Below are 19,125 nucleotides of genomic sequence, written 5' to 3' on the forward strand. Positions count from 1 at the left end.
CTTGCATCCTGCCCCCCGATCCGCACAAAGACAAACATGGCTGTCGATTCTCCGCTCGAACGGTTGCGCAACGTCCTTGGCGGCACGGCGCGCGCGCTTTCCGGCGAGGCCGAAGCCGAACTCTCGTTCACGTCGGAGGCGCCGCGCCAGGACGGACGCAGCATCAAGGTGCCGATGCCGTCGCGCACGCTGCCACCCGAGCAAATCGCCGAGGCGCGCGGCTTTGCCGATGGCTTCGCGTTGCGGATCAAGCATCACGATACCGCCGTCCACTTGCGCGGCGCGCCCAAGGAGCCGGTGGCGCGTGCGGTGTTCGACGCCATCGAAACTGCGCGCGTCGAGGCGCTGGGATCGCGTGGCTATGCCGGCATCGCCGACAATCTAGAACATTCGCTCAACGTCCGCCTGCGCTCGGACCCGATCGCCCGGGCGCGCAACCGCGAGGAAGTACCGCTGTCGACCGCCGTGGGGCTGATGGTGCGCGAGCGGCTGACCGGACGCGAGGCGCCCGCTGGCGCGGCAATGGGCATGGCGCTGATCCGTGACTGGATCGAGGAGCGCGCCGGCGGCGATCTCGATGCGCTGGCGCTGACGATCGACGACCAGCGAGCCTTCGCCAGCCTCGCCACCAAGCTGCTCCAGGACCTTGAGCTGGTCGAAGGCGAGATGATCCCCGACGAAGCCGATGAAGGCGGCGGCGAGGACGAAGGCACCGACGACCAGGACGAGCCCGGCGACGAGGAAGGCGACAGCGAAGCCCAGCAGGGCGAAGGCGAGGTCGAGGCACGCGGCGAGCAGCGCGAAACGGACGAGACCGAACAAGGCGAGGACAGTCAGTCCGAGGCGATGGACGACGGCGACGGCGAGCCCGGCGACGATGGCGAGGAAGGCATGATGCCCAATCGCCCCAATCGGCCGTGGAGCGACTTGCCGCCGCAGTTCGAATATCGCCCCTATACCACCCAGTTCGACGAAGTGATCGCAGCGACCGAATTGTGCGACGCCGAGGAGCTCGATCGGCTGCGCGCCTATCTCGACCAGCAGCTGATCCATCTGCAGGGCGCGGTGACCAAGCTCGCCAACCGCCTCCAGCGGCGGCTGATGGCGCAGCAATCGCGCAGCTGGGACTTCGACCAGGACGAGGGGCTGCTCGATGCGGCGCGGCTGGCGCGCGTCGTGGTCAATCCGATGCAGTCGCTGTCGTACAAGATCGAGCGCGACACCGAATTCCGCGACACCGTCGTCACGTTGCTGATCGACAATTCGGGATCGATGCGCGGCCGGCCGATCTCGATCGCCGCGATCAGCGCCGACATCATGGCGCGCACGCTGGAGCGGGTGGGAGTCAAAACCGAAATCCTCGGCTTCACCACCCGCGCCTGGAAGGGCGGTCAGGCGCGCGAAAAGTGGCTGGCCGAGGGGCGCCCCGCCCAGCCCGGCCGCCTCAATGACGTACGCCACATCGTCTACAAGCAGGCCGACGAACCGTGGCGCCGTGCCAAGAAGGCGCTCGGGCTGATGATGCGCGAGGGGCTTCTCAAGGAGAATATCGACGGCGAGGCGCTGCTCTGGGCGCACCAGCGGATGATCGGGCGTCCTGAAGAACGCAAGATCCTGATGGTGATCTCCGACGGCGCGCCGGTCGATGATTCGACGCTGTCGGTGAACTCGGGCTCCTATCTCGAACGGCATCTGCGCCAGGTGATCGGCTGGATCGAATCGCGCTCGCCGGTCGAGCTGGTGGCGATCGGCATCGGCCATGACGTGACCCGATATTACCAGCGCGCCGTCACGATCATGGATGCCGAGCAGCTTGCCGGCACGATGGTCGAGCAGCTGGCAGCGCTGTTCGACACCGAATGACGTCTCCCATATCCGTTGCCCCGGCTTGCGCCGGGATTGCGGAGCAGGCGTGAAGATCGACCCGCCCCCAGGCGGCTTCCACGGTCCGGTCAAGCGATCGGTGACGATTGCCGGACATCAGACTTCGATCAGCCTCGAGCCAATCTTTTGGGAGACACTGGAGGCCGCAGCGGCGGCGCGCGCGCTGCCGCTAAATGCGCTCATCGCGGCGATCGATCATGCCCGCATCCAGGGGGAGTCGCCACCAAATCTGGCGAGCGCGCTGCGTACATGGCTGCTGGCCAACCAAGTCGGAAACATATTGCGACAAAGCTGATAATCGCTCGCAATATCATTGACTCTGCGAGTGACTCTCAATAGCTGACCCCGGAACGAACCAGAGGGGGTCATCGTGAACAATTCCAGGAAGGCCGCGCGCAACGCGGCGAGCGGGTCTGCATTCCTTGCGCTCGCCTGTGTCGGCTTCATCGCGTCCGCGCCTGCCAGCGCCGCCGAAGACAAGGACAAGCCCGCCGTCACCGACGAGCAGGAGCAGTCCGGCGGCCAGGCGAGCACCGCGCAGGAGCGTGAACAGATCATCGTCACCGGCCAGGCCTATCAGCCGCACCAGGAGAGCCCCAAGGCGACCCGCACCGTCCGTGACACGCCCCAGACCGTCACCGTCATCACTGCCGAGACGATCGAGCAGCAGAATTTGCTGACGCTGCGCGACATGCTGTCGACCGTGCCCGGCATCACCTTCGGCGCGGCAGAAGGCGGCAGCCCGCCGGCGGATGCGATCACGCTGCGCGGCTATTCGGCAGGCAGCGATATCACCCAGGACGGCGTGCGCGACAGCGCCGCCTATAGCCGCTCGGACTCGTTCAATCTCGAGCAGCTCGAGATCGTCAACGGCGCCAACTCGGTCTCCGGCGGTTCCGGTTCGGTCGGCGGCTCAATCAACATCATCACCAAGCGGCCGCTGGCAGAGACGCGCGGCATCGTCACCGCGGGAATCGGCACCGATAATTACTATCGCGGCACCGTGGATCTCAATCTGCGCGCCACCGATCTGATCGGCCTTCGCATCAACGCGATGGTCCACCAGAACGACGTACCCGGCCGCGATGTCGAAGACTATAAGCGCTGGGGCGTCGCGCCCGCCGTCACTATCGGCATCGGCAGCCCGACCAAGCTGACGCTCCAATATCTCCACCAGGAAGACGACAATATCCCGCAATACGGCGTACCGTATTTCATCAATGCGGTGAACGACGGCGAAGTCGCGGGGGTCGATCGCAGTTCCTATTACGGCTACCGCAACGTCGATACGCAGGAGATCACGGTCGATCAGGCGACGATCACGTTCGATCATGAGCTGAGCGGCAATTTCTCGCTGCGCAACCTTGCCCGCTGGCAGAACGTCACGCAGCTGACGATCGTCGGCCCCCCGCAGGGCACCTATTGCCTGGCCACCAATGTCCAGCCGACCGGCGCGGCCTGCCCGGCGACGACTCCGGCCGGTTACTACCTCATCGGCGGTCCGCGCGGCACGTACCGCGATTCGAAGAACCAGCTGATGTACAATCAGTTCGATCTGCGCGGCGTGTTCAATACCGGCGGGATCGAGCACACGCTGGTGGCCGGCGCCTCGGCGATGTGGGAGAAATACAATCTCACCAGCGGCAGCGTGTACCGCAACGCCAACACGACGCTGCTCCCCGCCTATCCGCTGGTCAACATCGCCAACCCGAACGAAGTGATCGCGGGTCCCGCCGGCTTCAATTACGGCAGCAACGTCTGGACCGGCCCGGTAAACCCGACACCGACTGGCCGCCAGCAGGGCGAAGTCACCAACTACGCGCTCTATCTGTTCGATGCGATGAAGGTCGGCAATTTCGAGCTCAATGGCGGCGTACGCTGGGAGTCGAACAGTGGCAATTATCGCACCGATGCGCTGGCTTCGGCCGCGACGCTGACGACCCCGCAGGGACCGTTCGTCACTGGCCCGACGCTGCGCAACAAGGCGAAGCTGTTCTCGTACCGCGTCGGACTGGTCTACAAGCCGGTCGAAGAGCTCACGCTCTACGTCGCGCACGGCAATTCGCGGACGCCCTCGATCAGCGCGGTCAACGGGGCATGCACCGCGGTCACCTGCAACGTGAAGCCCGAAAGCGCCAAGAACTATGAAGCCGGCGTCAAGGCGGAAGTCGCCAACGGCAAGCTGCTGCTGAGCGCGGCCTTGTTCCGCAACGAGCGTGACAGCTATCGCGTGCCTTCGAACGATGTCACGATCCCCGATCAGGTGCTGGATGGCGCGTCGCGAGTGGACGGCGTCGCGGTGAGCGCGGTCGGCAAGATCACGTCGGCATGGTCGGTGACCGCGAACTACACCTATCTGAAGCCGAAGCTGCTCCAGTCTGTGTCGGACTTTTGTCTTGCCAACCCAAGCACGGCCTGTGCGAACAGCGCGACGCTGCGCGATCCGGCGGCCGGCGCTGAACTGCAGAACACTCCCAAGCATTCGGGGAGCCTGTTCACTTCGTACACCCTGCCGTTCGGACTGACGCTCGGCTATTCCGCGACCTATCAGGGCAGCTTCGCACTCAACCTGCCGGCGCTGGCGACGGCTGGCGGTTCGACCCGGACCCCGGTGTACCGCTCGCACAGCTATCTGGTCCACTCGGCGGTGGCGACCTACCAGATCAACGAGCAGCTCAAAGCGCAGCTCAACGTCAAGAACTTCACCGACAAGGTCTATTACACCCGGGTCCGCAACAATGGCTGGGCGACCCCCGGCGATGGCCGCGCGGCGATCCTGTCGCTTACCTACGGCTTCTGAGTAAAGGGGGAGGCGCGGACGGCGGACCTACCCCCCAGCGGGTCCGTCGTCCGTGCTTTTGTTGATCTGCGCCAGGAATTGCGGCAGCCGGAGCGGGTACACCGTTCACGGCCGCCGCTTCGTTCAGGCGCGCGCAGCCACCCGCAGTCGAGGCCGATACGCATGATGATCGCCATTCCCGACCTGCTCGATGCAGCCCGCGTGGCACAGTTGCGCGGCATCATCGATGCGGCTGAATGGGTCGACGGCAACGTCACCTCGGGGCACCAGTCGGCACTCGCCAAGAAGAACGAGCAGCTTCCCGAAGCCAGCGCCGCTGCCAGGGAAGCCGGGGCGCTGGTGCTCGAAGCGCTCGGCCAGTCGCCTTTGTTCTTCGCCGCCGCGCTGCCGTTGAAAGTCTTTCCGCCGCTGTTCAATCGCTATGGCGAGGGGCAGACCTTCGGCACGCATGTCGACAATGCGATCCGCATCCAGCGCGGCACCGAGTTTCGCATCCGCAGCGACCTTTCGATCACGATCTTCCTCGAAGATCCCGCTAGGTATGACGGCGGCGAACTGGTGGTCGAGGATCATTTCGGGCTGCAGCGGGTCAAGCTGCCCGCCGGGCATGCAGTGCTCTACCCTTCGTCGAGTCTGCACCATGTCACCCCGGTCACGCGCGGCGTGCGCGTCGCCTCGTTCTTCTGGCTGCAGTCGATGATCCGCGACGACAATGCGCGCCGCATTCTGTTCGACCTCGACCGTTCGGTGCAGCGGCTCACCGGCCAGCTCGGCGGCGCGGACCGTTCGGTGATCGAGCTGACCGGGGTGTACCATAATCTGTTGCGGACCTGGGCCGACGCCTGACCGGCGGTCGTATGTTCCCCGCCCCCGCCGGGGAACAGGGTCTATTCCAGCATCGCCGCCAACCCCGACGACAGGATCTCCCGCATCCCCGCCTTCTCGCGTATCACCATGTGCATCGCCAGCCCCTCGCGCTCGGCCAAGGCGAGCCCTGCCTCCGGCCCCAGGACGGTCAGCGCAGTCGCCCAGGCATCGGCCAGCATGCACTCGCCATGGAGCACCGTCGTCGAGGCCACGCCATTGTCGAGCGGCATCCCGGTGCGCGGATCGAGGGTGTGGGCGTAGCGCCGCCCAGCGACTTCGAAATTTCGGCGATAATCGCCCGAAGTGGCGATCGCGAGGCCGTGCAGCGCGACGCGGATCGGCGGCAGCGGGGAGCCGGGCACGGCTTCGAAATCGACCCACCAGGGCTGGCCGTCGGGCTTGATTCCGTTGCCGCGAAGCTCGCCGCCGATCTCGACCAGCCAGTCGCTCAGCCCCAGCCCGCGCAAATAGGCGGCGACCGTGTCGACCGCATACCCCTTGGCGATGCCGGAAAAGTCCAGCGCTGCACGGCCATAGCGGCACGCGCGCAGCAGCAGCGGATCGAATTCGACACACGCCCGCCCGCCGAGCCGCAATGCTTCGGCCATCTCCCCGGCGTCAGGCACCTCGCCAGCGCGGCCGGAAGCCCCGAAGCCCCATAGCTCGGCAAGCGCACCCATCGCCGGATCGAACGCGCCGCCGCTCCGCTCTGCGACGACCAATGCGGCGGCGAGCACCATATTGAATTCGGGCGGCAGCGATCGCCACGCGCCGGGCGCCGCGCGGTTGAACCGGCTCAGATCCGAGTCCGGCTCCCACTGGCTCATCTGCGCGACGATCCGCGCGAGCACCGCTTCGATGCCCTCCGCAATCCCCTCGGGCAGCCCGGATACCGGCGCGACGATCCGCGCCGACCAGCTCGTACCCATGGTGGCGCCGCCGAGCGAAGTCACCGCGGCGCCCGACGCGCGCCTATGGAATGCCTGCGCGGATAGCGCCGGCGGGATCGCGATCCTCAGGGGGCAAGCACCTCAAGCGTCGTCACATAGTTTGCGCGGCGCGCCGGAGGGCCTGCAGGAGCGGCGGCAGGCGCCTGTGAACCTGCACCCGGACCGCCCGGCCCCATGCCCTCGCCGCGGCCGCCGCCGGTGGAGACGTTGAGCCAGTACATGCCGGGCTCGGGCCATTTGATCTGGACCTTGCCGTCACCGTCGGTCTTGAGGTCGAGCTGGTTGAGCTTGTCGCGATAGCGGATCCCGCCGGGGATCACGGTGACCGCCTGGTTGGGCATAGGCTTGCCGTCGAGCACGAACTGGAAGGTCGCGGTCTCGCCGGCGACAAGGTCGTTGGGATGCGTCACCGGGACCAGTTCGATGCCCTTGCCAGCGGGCTTGAGCACCGTGACGGTGGGCTCGCCCGAGGTAATGAACACCTCGTTGCGGTTCGCGCTTTCGCTGGTGCGCACTTCGGTCGCGCCTGCGGGGATGGCAGTGGCCAGCGTCGCAGCGGTGGTTCCGCGCGGCAGCTGCTTGCGCTCGCCGTTCAGCATATAGCTGCCGAACACGCCGTCGCTGACGATCGCGACCTTGTAGGTGCCCTTTTGCGTCAGGTGGACGTCGAAGGTTGTGCGGTAGCGCCCGGTAGCCTTGTTCTCGACCTCGCTCGTGGTGCCGTCCGGCGCCAGTATCTTGGGGTCGCCGCGCAACGGCTGGTGCTCGAAATAGAACAGGTCGTTCGAAACTGCGGCGTCGATCGTCACCCACACGTCGTTGCCCGAAACGACGGTCGCGGACGGCAACATCCACATGCGGTGCGCCTGGACGGCGGCAGGTGCGGCCAGCGTCAGGAATGCGGCGGCGGCGAGTAATGGCGTGCGAAGCTTCATGATATCCCCCTTGAGATCAACGACGAACGGTCAGGCTGACCGCGCCGAGCTCGCCCGAGCCCTGCGCCTTGACGGTGCCACTCGCCGGCACCTTGAACGGCAGCCGGAGCAGTTCGCGCCCGCCGACTTCGCGCGCCGCCTCGACGACGAGCGTATAGTCGCCGCCGGTGAGCACGGGCATCGGTCCGCGGCCGGCAGTGAAGCTCAATTTGTGGGTGCCGGGCGCGCGCGTGGCGCCGGTGACGCCATCGGCGGGGAAGGACATCGAGCGGCCCGACGCGCGCCACCATTGGCGGATGTCGCGCAGCCATTTAGTGCCTTCATTGGCCTTCATGTCGAAATCATACCAGACCGCCAGGCTGCGCGGCGCCGCGCCCTCCTTCTCCAGCCACACCGCGACATAGGGCCGGTGATATTCGGCGACGCTGAGCTTGGGGATGGTGATGCTGAGATCGAGCGTCTGCCCCGCCGCCGGGCCGGCGACGAGTGCGCTGGCGCCGAGCGCAGTAACGGTAAGACCGGTCAGGCGAATCTGCATGGCTGACGAAACCCCCTTAGTGAATGAAGAAGACGGCAAGCGCCGCCGGAATGGCGAGCCCGGCGAAGACGAGCGGCCAGGTGCTCTTGCGATGCTTCGAATGCATCCACAGCAGCACCAGGCCGGTGAGCGTGAAGATGATGCAGGCGAGCACGAAGATATCGATGAACCACTTCCACACCGTGCCGGAATTGCGGCCCTTGTGAAGATCGTTGAGGTAGGCGACCCAGCCACGCGAGCTGACTTCACTGGTGACTTCGCCGGTCTCGCGATCGATCGAGATCCAACCGTCGCCGCCCGGCCGTGGTTTTGCGAGATAGACGGTATCGGCCGACCATTCGGCTTCGCCGCGCGCATCGAGCTTGATCTGCCCTTCGATCCACTGCGCCACCGGGGTTGGGATCGGTTTCTTGCTGTCCGGCGCGTCATCGGGTTTTACCTGCGCAAGCAGCGGCGGCGGTAGCAGCGCCGCACGCTCGACCGACGCCGGCGTCGCCTCGATCTCGGCGGCGTGATTGAGCGTGAAGCCGGTGATCGCGAACAGCAGCAGCCCGATCAGGCTGATCGCCGAGCTCATCCAATGCCAGGTATGGAGCTGCTTCAGCCAGAAGCTCTTCCGGCTGCGCTTCGCTTTGGCAGAAGCGGTGGTAGTACCATGCATGGGCGGGAAGAGACTCTAAAGCGCAGAAGCTCCGCCGATAACGCGAACGATTCGCAATTGCAATGATGGGGATGTCAGGAAGTGTTGCTCGGCTCCAGCGCCCCCGCTTGGCGGGAGCGCTGGTTTTGGATCAGTCGCGGCCCAGCAACACCCGCGCCTGTCCGGCAATCTGCGCCAGCATCGCAGCATTGGGCGACGCCGCCTGCCGCGCGCGGCGCACCAGATTGGCGAACTGCTCGACGCGGGCGCGATTGGTCTCCAGCCATGTATCGACTGCCGCCTGCGGATCGCCTTCGGCACGGCCGAGGAACTCCAGCCGCAACTGCTGGAAATCACGCGCGAGCCCGGCGATGAGCAGCCGTTCCCATGGATCGCCGGTGGTGATCCGCGCCGCGGTCGACTGTGCCCAGTCTAGACCCAGCGCTTGGCCGAGATGGGTAAAGGCACGAGTCAGCACTGTCTCGTCGATCTTCTTTCGCACGCTCAGTTCGGCAAGGCCGACCGCGCCGTCCATCTCGAACAGCCGCACGACCTTCTGGACCAACTCGGCCGGCGCGCCAGCGGCTTCCAGCTTGCCGGCAATGCGTCCGCTCTGGCTCTTCACTTCGTCGAGCAGCAGCGCCTTGGTCTCGCGATCCAGCGCATCGATGCCCGGCCGCAACAGCGCAATCACTTCGGCAGGGCCAGCACCGGGGCGACAGACGCGCAACAGATCCGCGACCTGCCCGCGCACCGCGACTGCCATCTCATCCAGCAGCGCCAGCCGCGCGCCTTCGCTGATCGCCGCGGTCTCGACCGCAGCCCAGGTCTCGGGCAGGCAGAACAGCCGCTCGGCGACGACGAACATCGCCGCGATGTCACGCATCGACGCGCCTTCCTCCTCAGCGAGCTCGAACGGATGGAGCACGCCGAGGCGATTGACCAGGCGATTGGCGAGCTTGGTGGCGACGATCTCGTTGCGGAGGCGATGCTCCTCGATCGCAGTGGCGAACCGTTCCTGCATCGCATGCGGGAAGGCGGCGAGCAGATCGTCCTCGAGCTCGGCGTCCTGGCCGAGATTGCCCTGCTCGATCGCATCCTGCAGCGCGAGCTTGGTCGAGGCCAGCAGTACCGCCAGCTCGGGCCGGGTGAGCCCCCTGCCCTCCTGCGCACGGCGCAGCAGATCCTCATTCGACGACAGCCCCTCGACTGCGCGGTCGAGTCGGCCGGCACCTTCGAGTATCTCGATCACCCGGACATAGCTGGGCAGCGACACCGCGCCGTCATTCTCCATGAACGACAGCGCCAGCGTCTGGAGACGGTTGTCCTCCAGCACGAGGTGCGCGACATCGTCGGTCATCTCGACGAGCAGGCTGTTGCGGTCCTCAAATTCGAGCCGGCCTTCGATCACTTCGCGGTTGAGCGCGATCTTGATGTTGACCTCGTTGTCCGAACAATCGACGCCCGCCGAATTGTCGATGAAGTCGGTGTTGATCCGTCCGCCAAGGCTCGCGAACGCGATGCGTGCGGCCTGAGTCACGCCGAGATTGGCACCCTCACCAAGCGCCTTGGCGCGAAGCTGCTCGGCGTTGACGCGGATGCGGTCGTTGGCGGGATCGCCGACATCAACATGGCTCTCCGACGCTGCCTTTACATAGGTGCCGATGCCGCCGAACCACAGCAGGTCGACCTGCGCCTTGAGGATTGCCGACAACAGGCTGGTCGGATCGATCTCCGCGACATCGAGCCCGAGCATCGCCTGGACTTCAGGGCTCAGCGGGATCGACTTTTCGGTGCGCGCGAACACGCCGCCGCCCTTCGAGATAAGCTCGGGATTATAATCCGCCCAGCTGGAGCGCGGCAGCGCGAACATCCGCGAGCGCTCGTCCCAGCTCTTCGCGGGATCGGGATCAGGATCGAGGAAGATATGGCGGTGGTCGAACGCGGCGACGAGCTTGATAGACTTGCTGAGCAGCATGCCGTTGCCGAACACGTCGCCCGACATATCGCCACAGCCGGCGACGCGCACCGGTTCGGACTGCACGTCGACGCCCATTTCGAGGAAGTGGCGGCGGACCGACACCCACGCGCCCTTGGCGGTGATGCCCATCGCCTTGTGATCATAACCGTGCGACCCGCCCGAGGCGAAGGCGTCGCCCAGCCAGAAGTTGCGCTCGACGGCGATTGCATTGGCTACGTCGGAGAAGGTCGCAGTGCCCTTGTCGGCGGCGACGACGAAATACGGGTCCTCGCCATCGAGGATCGCCACGCCTTCTGGATGTACCACCATACCCGCGACGATGTTGTCGGTGATCGACAGCAGTGAGCGGATGAAAATGCGGTAACTCTCGGTGCCCTCGGCCAGCCACGCGTCGCGGTCCTGTGCGGGCGACGGCAGCAGCTTGGGATAGAAGCCGCCCTTCGCACCGGTTGGCACGATCACGGCGTTCTTGACGCGCTGCGCCTTCATCAGCCCGAGGATCTCGGTACGGAAGTCGTCGCGGCGATCGGACCAGCGCAGCCCGCCGCGCGCGACCGGGCCGGCGCGCAGATGGATGCCTTCGACACGGGGGCTGTATACCCAGATCTCACGCCAGGGCAGCGGCGCCGGGAGTCCAGGCACCTTGGCGGAATCGAGCTTGAACGCCAGTGCCTCGGCCGACGCCGGAGCGAATGCGTTCGTGCGCAGCGTGGCCAGCACGACGCCGCGCAACGTGCGCAGGATGCGGTCGTCGTCGATCGCCGAGACCCGGTCGAGCCCGACATCGATCGCCTTGGCCGCCGCCTTGACGGCATTGTCGTCCTTGCCAGCACGCGCAGGGTCGTGCGCGGCTTCGAACCGCTCAATCAGCGCTGCGGCGACCGCGGGGGCGCGGCGCAGCGCGTCGACCACCGTGGCCATGCCGTAGCTCAGCCCGGTCTGGCGCAGATAGCGGAACCAGGCGCGGAACAGCACCACCGCGCTTGCGCGCATGCCGCCCTCGACGATCAGCCGGTTGAACAAATCGTTCTCGGCGCGACCCTCCAGCACTGCGGCGATCGCATCTTCGACAAGCTGAGGCTCGGCGGCGAGCGCTCTGGAATCGCCGGTCAGCGCGACTTCGAAATCATGGACGAAGCTGCCATTGGCGAGCTGGGTCGGCACCTCTTCGAGCACGCGGAAGCCGAAATTCTCGAACACCGGCACGGCGTCGGACAGCGCCAGCGCGCCGCCCTGGGCATAGAGCTTGATCCGGTACGCGCCCTTCTTGCTCGGGTGCGGGGTGATCCGCACCGAACGCGCCCCCGGCGCCTCCAGCGTCGCGATGCGCAGGACGTCGCGCGCCGCCTCTTCGGGCGACGTCGTGGTGCGATAGACCGCGGGGAAGGCACTGGCATAGCGTAGCGCCAGTCGCGTGGAGGCGCTGCCGGCCTGTTCGACCAGCGCTGCCTCGACCGCCGGCACCCAGCCGCGCAGCATCCGCTCAAGCCGCGCATCGAGCTCGGCTGCATCGGGCATGACGCCGCCGCCGCGCAAGTCGAGCGTGTAGCGCAGCAGGGCGACGACGCCGTCCTCCAGCGCGATCGACCAGTTGATCAGCTTGGCATGGGCTGCCTCGCTCAGCATCTCGCCGATCGCCTCGCGGCGGCCGGTCGAGATCTCGTCGCGCGGCAGCCAGGCGAAGGCGAACAGATGCCGCCCAAGCAGGCTGCGCACCAGCACCAGCTTCGAACGCGGCCGGTCGGCAACCGACATGGTGGTGAGCACCAAGGTCTCGAGCGACGCTGCGTCGAATGCCGTGGTCAGATCATGCGGCAGCGCGGTCAGCGCATGCGCCATCGCCTTGCCGGTATGCCCCTTGGGATCGAAGCCGAACTTTTTCTCGAGGCCCGCCAGCCGCGCGCGCAGCACCGGCACGTCCTGCGGATCGGCGAACAGCGCCGCGCTGGTCCACAACCCCGAATGGATCGACAGCCCGGTCACTTCGGCGCCGGTGAGGATCGGCACCACGACGATGTCGAGCGGCACGCGGCGATGCACCGTCGAGATCGAATTGGACTTGAGCAGCAGCGGCGTCTCGCCGCCCTTGCGGAAATGCTCGACCGCGGCCTGTCGCGAAGCCTCGGCGAGGATCGGGGTTTCCAGCGTGTAGCGCGCCAGCCCGAGCTGATCGGAGACGCTGCCGTCGGCGCGCCACTTCTCGTGCCCGAGCAGCGTCATCGCGCCGTCATGGAACCAGCGCAGCAGCGCCTTGCCTTCGTCGGACGACAGATCGGCCGCGTCGGCGACGATCGCCGCCTGGAGCGCGCGCCAGTCCTCGACCGCGCTGCGCACCTGCGCCAGCGTATTCTCTATCTCGGAGACGAGTGCGCGGCGCGTGCGTGCGTCGCTGCGCTCCATCTCGATATAGATCATCGATTCGCGGCGCGCCGCGGCAGCGTCGGGGCCGATCGAGACCAGCTTGCCCTCGCCATCGCGCTCGACGGCGATCACGGGATGGATGATGCGGAAGATGCCGATGTCGTGCGCCGCGATCGCGCTCGCAATCGAATCGACCAGGAAGGGCATGTCGTCGTTGATGACGGCGAGCCGCATGCTGCGGCGCTCTTCGTCGAGATAGGTCTCGAGCCGAATCTGCGGACCGCCCGGCGGGCGCACCGCCGCGGCTTGGGCGACGAAGTCGGCAGCGTCGGCACGCTCGCCCTCGTCGAATCCTTCCAGCTCTCCCGGCAGCGCTCCTTCGAGCAGCCGCGCCTCGAACGCCTGCGTTAGCGACGTCATCATGCTTTTCATGGTCGCCGCTATGCTCCGCCCCGCGCCCGACCTCAAGGCTTGGCGAGCGACAAAGTATCGATTGCGACTAGTTTAACGCTAACAGCTCAGGCAGCGGCCTTGCGAATAGCCCGTTCGGTCAACGCGGTGTCGTCCTCGAAGCTTGCGACGATATCGAGGCCCTGCTTGCCCGCACGCGCCAGCAGCACGACGAACTCGTCCTGCCCTGCCGTGATATCGACATGGCCGAGCGACGCACGGCTGCGCAGTTCCTCGGCTGCCTGCGCGAACACGTCGCGCTTCCGCGCCGGGCGGCGATGCTCGCGCTCGGCCTTGACCACGCCCTTGATGCCGCCCTCGGCGACTTCGAGAAACGCGTCGAGACCGCCCTGCGGCACATATTGGCGCTTGGCATAGCTGAGCACCGCGGCGAATTCGGTAAGCCGGGTCTTGTCGTAGTCGGCGCCGAAGACGAGCTTCACGGCCGGCGTCATCGGCGCACGCGCCTGGACGGTAAGCCCCGAATCGGCGAGCAGCTCGCGATAGTCCTCGGATGCCTCTTCGGCGGCGCGGGCGAAATCATAGGCGCGGCTGAGCGCGCGATACAGCGCCGAGCGGCTGCGCGTGTCCGAAGCGCGCGCGGCTGCAGCCGATTCGCGCGCCATCAGCAACTGGTCGGCAAGGGCCGATCCATAGCTCGGCGATTCGGCGGGCTCGGCCGGCGAATCGAAGCCTGCGCTGGGGCCGTCGGCCCAGACCGCTGCGGCAACCGGATTCTGCGGCGCGGCGCGGCGCGATTCCTCGATCTCGGCGTTGAGCCTGGCCTGCGTCTCGGCGTCGACCAGCTCCTTCCAGTTGATCACGCCATAGATGAAGTCGATCGTCTCGCCGTCCGACGAATAGGGCATCAGGATGCCGCGATAGAGCGTATTGTGCCCGCGCTGGCCGACGAACTCGGCTTCGAAGCCGATCGGCGCGCGATTCGCGATGATCTGGAGATAATGGTCGGTCAGCCGCGAAAGCAGCGAACGGCTCGGCACTTCGCCGATCGTCTGGATCGCGGGCGTGAAGCCGCATTCCTCGCGCAGCATCCCGCCGAGATAGCGAATCGCCGGATCCTCGATCCCGCGGGTGAAGTCGAGCAGCACGCTGTGCGGGCCGAAATCGGCGATATTCTCCGGATCGAGGTCCTCGATCGACGGATAGGGACGGCCCTGAAGCAGCGAGACCCAATAATTATAGGCACGCACATGCATGCGGCGCTCGTCGGCGCCGATCTCCATCGGACGATCCGCAACTGCGTCGTCGTTCGAGACCTCGGGGGCCGATTCGAAGGGCTCATTGATGCCGCGAGCCATATCCATGCGCGTGCTCCGTTGCGGGCAAATGGCCCGTCCTTGAGACGCAGCTTGTGCACCGCCCGTGGTAAACGACGCGTAAAGCCCGACGGGTACGTATTGATGCGGGGGTGCGGCCCGCAGCACGGCAAGCAAATCGCAACGCTTGTCAGCTAGGGATCATGCTGGTAAGCGCCCGCTCTCTTTCGAGGCGATGCGCTTCGAACGGGCCGCTTTAGCTCAGCTGGTAGAGCATCGCATTCGTAATGCGGGGGTCACAGGTTCGAGTCCTGTAAGCGGCACCATTTCCCGATTTTCGGGCACCCTAAAATCCTCGTAAACCCGCAGAAATGCTGGTAAAATTGGCCATCGGCTGTCCGCTTGCGTTCGCCTCAATCCGCCCTTTTCCGGCTGATTTGGGGGCCTCGCTGGGGGCCCCGAGCAACAGGTCAGAATCGAGGCCCCCAAATGGCGATAAAAGCGTTAGAGATCAGTAGGTTACAGCCGCGCGCGACTGCGTACAAAGTGGCGGATGAGCACGGTTTGTACCTTCAGGTGCAGCCCTCGGGCACGCGACTGTGGCGATTGAAGTTCCGATTTCGCGGTGTCGAGAAAAAACTCGCGCTCGGGAAATACCCCGAAGTCTCGCTCAAGGATGCGCGCGCAAAGCGGGACGAGGCCCGACGCCTGCTTGCGAACGGAGTCGATCCGGCCGCGGCGAAGCGTCAAGCAGCCATCGAAGCTACGATCAGTGCAGCGACCACTTTCAAGCTCGTTGCGGACGAGTTCATCGACAAGATGGAGCGTGAAGGGAAAAAGGCCGTCACCATCAAGAAGGCTCGTTGGTTTCGAGACCTCGTCGATCACGACATCGGTCACCGTGCGGTTTCTGAGATCACTCCGCACGAGCTTCTGAATGCACTTCGCAAGGTGGAGAGGAAGGGGCATCACGAGACGGCCCAGAGGTTACGCGCCTTTGCCGGTCGCGTCTTTCGCTATGCGATCGTCACCATGAGGGCGAAGGACAACCCTGCCGACCTCCTTCGCGGTGCGCTCACAGCACCGCAGGTGACGCACCATGCGGCCATCCTCGACCCCAAGCTGGTCGGCGAATTGCTCCGCTCGATCGAGGGCTACTCGGGGAAGCCGGAGACGCTGATCGCGTTGAAGATCGCGCCCTATGTTTTTGTCCGCCCCGGCGAGTTGCGTCAGGCCGAATGGCAAGAGTTTGATCTAGAAGGCGCGGTTTGGCGAATTCCGGCAGCAAAGATGAAGATGGCCCAACCGCACGCGGTGCCGCTTTCGACGCAGGTGATCGAACTGTTGCGGGAACTTCGCGGCCTATCCAATGCCGGCCCGTACCTGTTTCCGGCATTCCATACGACACGGCGCTGTATGTCGGAGAACACGCTCAACTCTGCATTACGCCGGCTTGGCTATGGCGGCGACGAGATGACCTCCCACGGTTTCCGGGCCGTAGCGAGCACGCTGCTAAATGAGTCAGGCCTCTGGCACCCCGATGCGATTGAGCGCTCACTCGCCCACAAGGACCCTGATCAGGTTCGTGCAGCGTATCATCGCGGCGCCCATTGGGCTGAACGGGTGCGGATGATGCAATGGTGGTCCGACTACCTGGACCAACTTCGCGATGGAGCGCAGATTCTCACGCCGGCATTCCGTCGAGCCTGATCCAGCTCTAAGGTTTATCCGAAGAGCAGAAGCGGCCGTCCTTGTGACAATCACGACATGCGCGGATGGCCAAATACGGGAGCCCGGCCCTCAGGGATTGGCCAAGCAATTTTCAGTTAGCACCGCATAAGTGTCAGAAGAGCACCTGCGGATTAACAGCAAGAAATTGATAAGAAAAATCAATAACTAGCTGACGATATACATGTACCCACAAAAATGTCTTCGGTAATGTAGATCGAGTCCCAATTCGCTTTCGTATGATCTTCATCCGACGGGACGACTGTAGATATTTCAAAGCTTAAAGTCCATAGGAATCCGCTGAAATCCATCGGAGTTTACTTGGAAACATCGAAGCGTCGTGGCTTGGCGCAGCCGGCACGGAGTTGTACGAAAGCGCATGTGCCCCCTCACAGGGAGCGAGCCACTTCGCGTTCAATGCACCGGCCTCTTGGCGCGCCGCGCGAGGCGGCTGCATTTTGGCAATCGCGGGGCTGCCCAAGCCGAGCGTACACCTTGCCAGGATTGCTGCGGCCAGCATTTCGGACGCTTCTCGCCGCAGGACAGGGCAGCGATTGCTGCACGCGTACGGATGCGGGCCGGGAAGGCTGCTGAAGTGCGGCTTGTGACGATAGAGCGCAGCGAGCGGTCTATGATCATTTTGACCTGAAGGATCCATACAGTGGAACCAAACGACTATTTTATCAGGATCAAAGAGGTGCGAGAGCGCACCGGTCTTTCGCGTTCGACAATATATCGCAGGATACAAGACGGTACTTTTCCGCCGCACTATACTCTTGGCGGGCGAACAACGGCCTGGCGGAATGGGGAAGTCCAGGCATGGATAGACGCAAGAATTGCGGCCCAGTCAGAAATCCGGCCATGGTTGCCGCCTCCCGCCCCACCGCAGAAGATCGGCGAGAATAGGCGGCCGCCCTTGGTACCGAACGAGAAAGGCGCCGAGGCGGCTGCCAAAATTGCCGGCGTGGTCGGCTTAACGCTACCGGAGGGCGAGGTGCCGCCCGACCGGGATATAGCGCTGCGTTTTCCCGACTGGCCGGAGATGATGCGACAGCGAACCGCCGCGGCTTATCTCGATCTGTCCGAGTCAGCGTTCATACGCGAGGTTTACCGGGGAACGTTGCCAAATCCGATCCTGTTGGGCGGACGACAGTCTTGGAATAGACAAGAGATCGATGCGGCCATCGCGAGAATGCTGAGCGCTGCGCAGCGACGGAGGTAGGTTATCGAATGTAGGCGGAGTAGAGCTCGCTTGTGCCGACCCCCTTCTAGAACCGCTCATCGCCGTAAGCCCCAAAAGGCCGTTTCGAACTCGACACCCATTGTCACGCGAGAACGGGAATGGTGGCAACTGGGCCGGTTGCGGACTGACGGCTTCGCAGGCTCGAAGTAGGCAAAGCTGACATCGAATTGCAGTATCCAAAACTGCGATCTCAGCATAGCTCAAGTAGAAGCGCAGACGGCCAGCTGCTAGATGCGAGGCAGCCGACACCGCGGAGACCCACTTGTTCGCTTATGTAGACGAGACCGGAAACACCGGCGCGCGCCTCCTCGACGACGACCAGCCGCTCTTCATCACCGCCGCGCTGATGACGCGCAGCGACTTCGACACTCGGTTTGGCGCGCAGGTGCGCGAGCTCGCCCTGCGTTTTGACGACGACGAGTTGCACGCAAGCAAGCTGGGCGTCGGCAGGCTGGAGGAGATAGCGCCGGACCTTCTTTCGATCTTGCGACGCTCCGGGCCGTCCTTCTTCGCCAGCATCGTGGAGAAACGCTATGTTCTTGGCACGAAGGCTTTCCACACCCTTCTCGATCCAGCGGAGAACCGGGCCGTCCCGACCCAGGTGTTCCTCATGCGGCCCGTGCGCATGACGATGGCCTTCAAGTTCGCCTGGCTCCTCGACTCGGAAATAGCGCAGTTGTTCTGGGACGCCCTCATGGAGGTGAATGCTTCCCGGGCCCGCGAGAAACTGATCCAGTTCTGTGGCCGCGTCCTTGAGCGCGTCGAACGACTGCCCGATGCGAGATCGAGGGAGGTCATCGGCGAGGGTCTAACCTGGGCGATGGCGAACCCGGAGGCGATAGACATATTCTCGGAGGACAAGGTCGCCCGTCAGGGCCACCTCCCGAACACTGTTGGGTTCGGCAACCTCCTTGCCGGGGTGGAGACGCAGTCCACCGAGTGGAGCCGTCCAGTCGAGGTTATCCGTCACGATCGTCAATCGGAATTCGCCGCCTCGCTCGCGTTCTGGCACGACTTCTACGCGAACGCTGGCGCGGCTTTCATCGACATGCCGCTCGGCGAGAGAGCGATGCTTCGCCGCGTGTTCGGCAGTCGCCTCGAGATCACGAGCGCGCGAGACAGCGCTGGCATCCAAGTTACCGACGTGATTCTATGGCTGATCGCCCGCAGTCTACGAGGGCAAGACCTGCCTGCCGGCTGCCAGTCGATCCTGGACTATTCGCGCCGTCGAGGCAGGCAGAACGTCTTCACCGCCGAAGCAATCCACGCGGATGTGGCTGCCGAGGTTGAGCGGATGGAGGCGGACGAGCCGGATTCGGAGACGATGGCCCGCGCCTCGCAGCTGTATCAGATCGGGGAAGAGAACCGGAGAAGGGCGGTCGCGGATTACGCGGCGGCAAAGGGGGCCAGCGTCTAATCGCCGACAAGTCCAACAAGCGCCGACTGCTCGGTGGGCACTGCGGCATCGGGA

13 protein-coding genes, 1 tRNA gene and 1 pseudogene are annotated in these 19,125 nt (G+C 64.9%); 9 read left to right on the top strand and 6 right to left on the bottom strand.

Annotated elements, in window-relative coordinates; genetic code table 11:
- The first annotated feature begins 36 nt into the window (after nucleotides 1–36).
- The 4 genes from cobT to BXU08_RS11245 all read left to right on the top strand — a co-directional run bounded on the left by cobT (nucleotide 37) and on the right by BXU08_RS11245 (nucleotide 5,530).
- Nucleotides 37–1,863, top strand: coding sequence for a cobaltochelatase subunit CobT (cobT, locus tag BXU08_RS11230; RefSeq protein WP_077510136.1), 1,827 nt, complete (start codon nucleotides 37–39; stop codon nucleotides 1,861–1,863).
- A 49-nt stretch (nucleotides 1,864–1,912) separates the two neighbouring features.
- The gene (locus tag BXU08_RS11235; RefSeq protein WP_253190347.1) at nucleotides 1,913–2,179 is read left to right on the top strand and encodes a ribbon-helix-helix domain-containing protein; all 267 of its coding nucleotides are present in this window, start codon (nucleotides 1,913–1,915) and stop codon (nucleotides 2,177–2,179) included.
- 75 nt (nucleotides 2,180–2,254) lie between these two features.
- Nucleotides 2,255–4,684: a TonB-dependent siderophore receptor gene (locus BXU08_RS11240; protein WP_077510138.1), complete on the top strand. Its 2,430-nt coding sequence runs from the start codon at nucleotides 2,255–2,257 to the stop codon at nucleotides 4,682–4,684.
- 162 nt (nucleotides 4,685–4,846) lie between these two features.
- Nucleotides 4,847–5,530 (top strand): Fe2+-dependent dioxygenase, encoded by a 684-nt coding sequence (locus tag BXU08_RS11245; protein ID WP_077510139.1) that lies wholly within the window; start codon nucleotides 4,847–4,849, stop codon nucleotides 5,528–5,530.
- Between the two features lie 41 nt (nucleotides 5,531–5,571).
- On the opposite strand, the gene BXU08_RS11250 is transcribed toward BXU08_RS11245, so the two are convergent.
- The 6 genes from BXU08_RS11250 to BXU08_RS11275 form a co-directional block, all read right to left on the bottom strand.
- A complete protein-coding gene (locus BXU08_RS11250) occupies nucleotides 5,572–6,504 on the bottom strand; it encodes an FAD:protein FMN transferase (protein WP_366926554.1) in 933 nt (310 codons plus the stop codon).
- A gap of 62 nt (nucleotides 6,505–6,566) precedes the next feature.
- Entirely contained in the window at nucleotides 6,567–7,436 is an 870-nt protein-coding gene (locus BXU08_RS11255; protein ID WP_077510140.1) for a DUF4198 domain-containing protein, read from the bottom strand.
- Nucleotides 7,437–7,452: 16 nt separating this feature from the next.
- Entirely contained in the window at nucleotides 7,453–7,974 is a 522-nt protein-coding gene (locus BXU08_RS11260; protein ID WP_077510141.1) for a DUF2271 domain-containing protein, read from the bottom strand.
- A 16-nt stretch (nucleotides 7,975–7,990) separates the two neighbouring features.
- Complete coding sequence (locus BXU08_RS11265; protein WP_077510142.1) at nucleotides 7,991–8,635, bottom strand: PepSY-associated TM helix domain-containing protein; 645 nt, start codon at nucleotides 8,633–8,635, stop codon at nucleotides 7,991–7,993.
- A 130-nt stretch (nucleotides 8,636–8,765) separates the two neighbouring features.
- Nucleotides 8,766–13,388, bottom strand: a complete 4,623-nt coding sequence (locus BXU08_RS11270) for an NAD-glutamate dehydrogenase domain-containing protein (protein ID WP_077510143.1) — start codon at nucleotides 13,386–13,388, stop codon at nucleotides 8,766–8,768.
- A gap of 86 nt (nucleotides 13,389–13,474) precedes the next feature.
- Entirely contained in the window at nucleotides 13,475–14,731 is a 1,257-nt protein-coding gene (locus BXU08_RS11275; RefSeq protein WP_077510144.1) for a hypothetical protein, read from the bottom strand.
- Nucleotides 14,732–14,933: 202 nt separating this feature from the next.
- Here BXU08_RS11275 and BXU08_RS11280 point away from each other — a divergent pair.
- The 5 genes and pseudogenes from BXU08_RS11280 to BXU08_RS11295 all read left to right on the top strand — a co-directional run bounded on the left by BXU08_RS11280 (nucleotide 14,934) and on the right by BXU08_RS11295 (nucleotide 19,071).
- Nucleotides 14,934–15,009 (top strand) — tRNA-Thr (locus BXU08_RS11280).
- Nucleotides 15,010–15,172: 163 nt separating this feature from the next.
- Nucleotides 15,173–16,393 (top strand): integrase arm-type DNA-binding domain-containing protein, encoded by a 1,221-nt coding sequence (locus tag BXU08_RS11285; protein ID WP_077510145.1) that lies wholly within the window; start codon nucleotides 15,173–15,175, stop codon nucleotides 16,391–16,393.
- A 679-nt stretch (nucleotides 16,394–17,072) separates the two neighbouring features.
- Nucleotides 17,073–17,231, top strand: a pseudogene (locus BXU08_RS20465) (helix-turn-helix transcriptional regulator); the annotation flags it as partial.
- 96 nt (nucleotides 17,232–17,327) lie between these two features.
- Entirely contained in the window at nucleotides 17,328–17,633 is a 306-nt protein-coding gene (locus BXU08_RS20340) for an AlpA family transcriptional regulator (protein WP_253190625.1), read from the top strand.
- A gap of 283 nt (nucleotides 17,634–17,916) precedes the next feature.
- Nucleotides 17,917–19,071, top strand: coding sequence for a DUF3800 domain-containing protein (locus BXU08_RS11295; RefSeq protein WP_077510147.1), 1,155 nt, complete (start codon nucleotides 17,917–17,919; stop codon nucleotides 19,069–19,071).
- The last annotated feature ends 54 nt before the right edge of the window (nucleotides 19,072–19,125 follow it).

The sequence above is a fragment of the Sphingomonas sp. LM7 genome, assembly GCF_002002925.1.
GTDB lineage: Bacteria > Pseudomonadota > Alphaproteobacteria > Sphingomonadales > Sphingomonadaceae > Sphingomonas.

Excerpts from the sequence above, each read along its gene's own strand:
- BXU08_RS11285 (WP_077510145.1), top strand. The coding sequence starts at position 15,173 with ATGGCGATAAAAGCGTTAGAGATCAGTAGGTTACAGCCGCGCGCGACT.
- cobT (WP_077510136.1), top strand. The coding sequence starts at position 37 with ATGGCTGTCGATTCTCCGCTCGAACGGTTGCGCAACGTCCTTGGCGGC.
- BXU08_RS11245 (WP_077510139.1), top strand. The coding sequence starts at position 4,847 with ATGATGATCGCCATTCCCGACCTGCTCGATGCAGCCCGCGTGGCACAG.
- BXU08_RS11255 (WP_077510140.1), bottom strand. The coding sequence starts at position 7,436 with ATGAAGCTTCGCACGCCATTACTCGCCGCCGCCGCATTCCTGACGCTG.
- BXU08_RS11275 (WP_077510144.1), bottom strand. The coding sequence starts at position 14,731 with ATGGATATGGCTCGCGGCATCAATGAGCCCTTCGAATCGGCCCCCGAG.
- BXU08_RS11270 (WP_077510143.1), bottom strand. The coding sequence starts at position 13,388 with ATGAAAAGCATGATGACGTCGCTAACGCAGGCGTTCGAGGCGCGGCTG.
- BXU08_RS11265 (WP_077510142.1), bottom strand. The coding sequence starts at position 8,635 with ATGCATGGTACTACCACCGCTTCTGCCAAAGCGAAGCGCAGCCGGAAG.
- BXU08_RS11260 (WP_077510141.1), bottom strand. The coding sequence starts at position 7,974 with ATGCAGATTCGCCTGACCGGTCTTACCGTTACTGCGCTCGGCGCCAGC.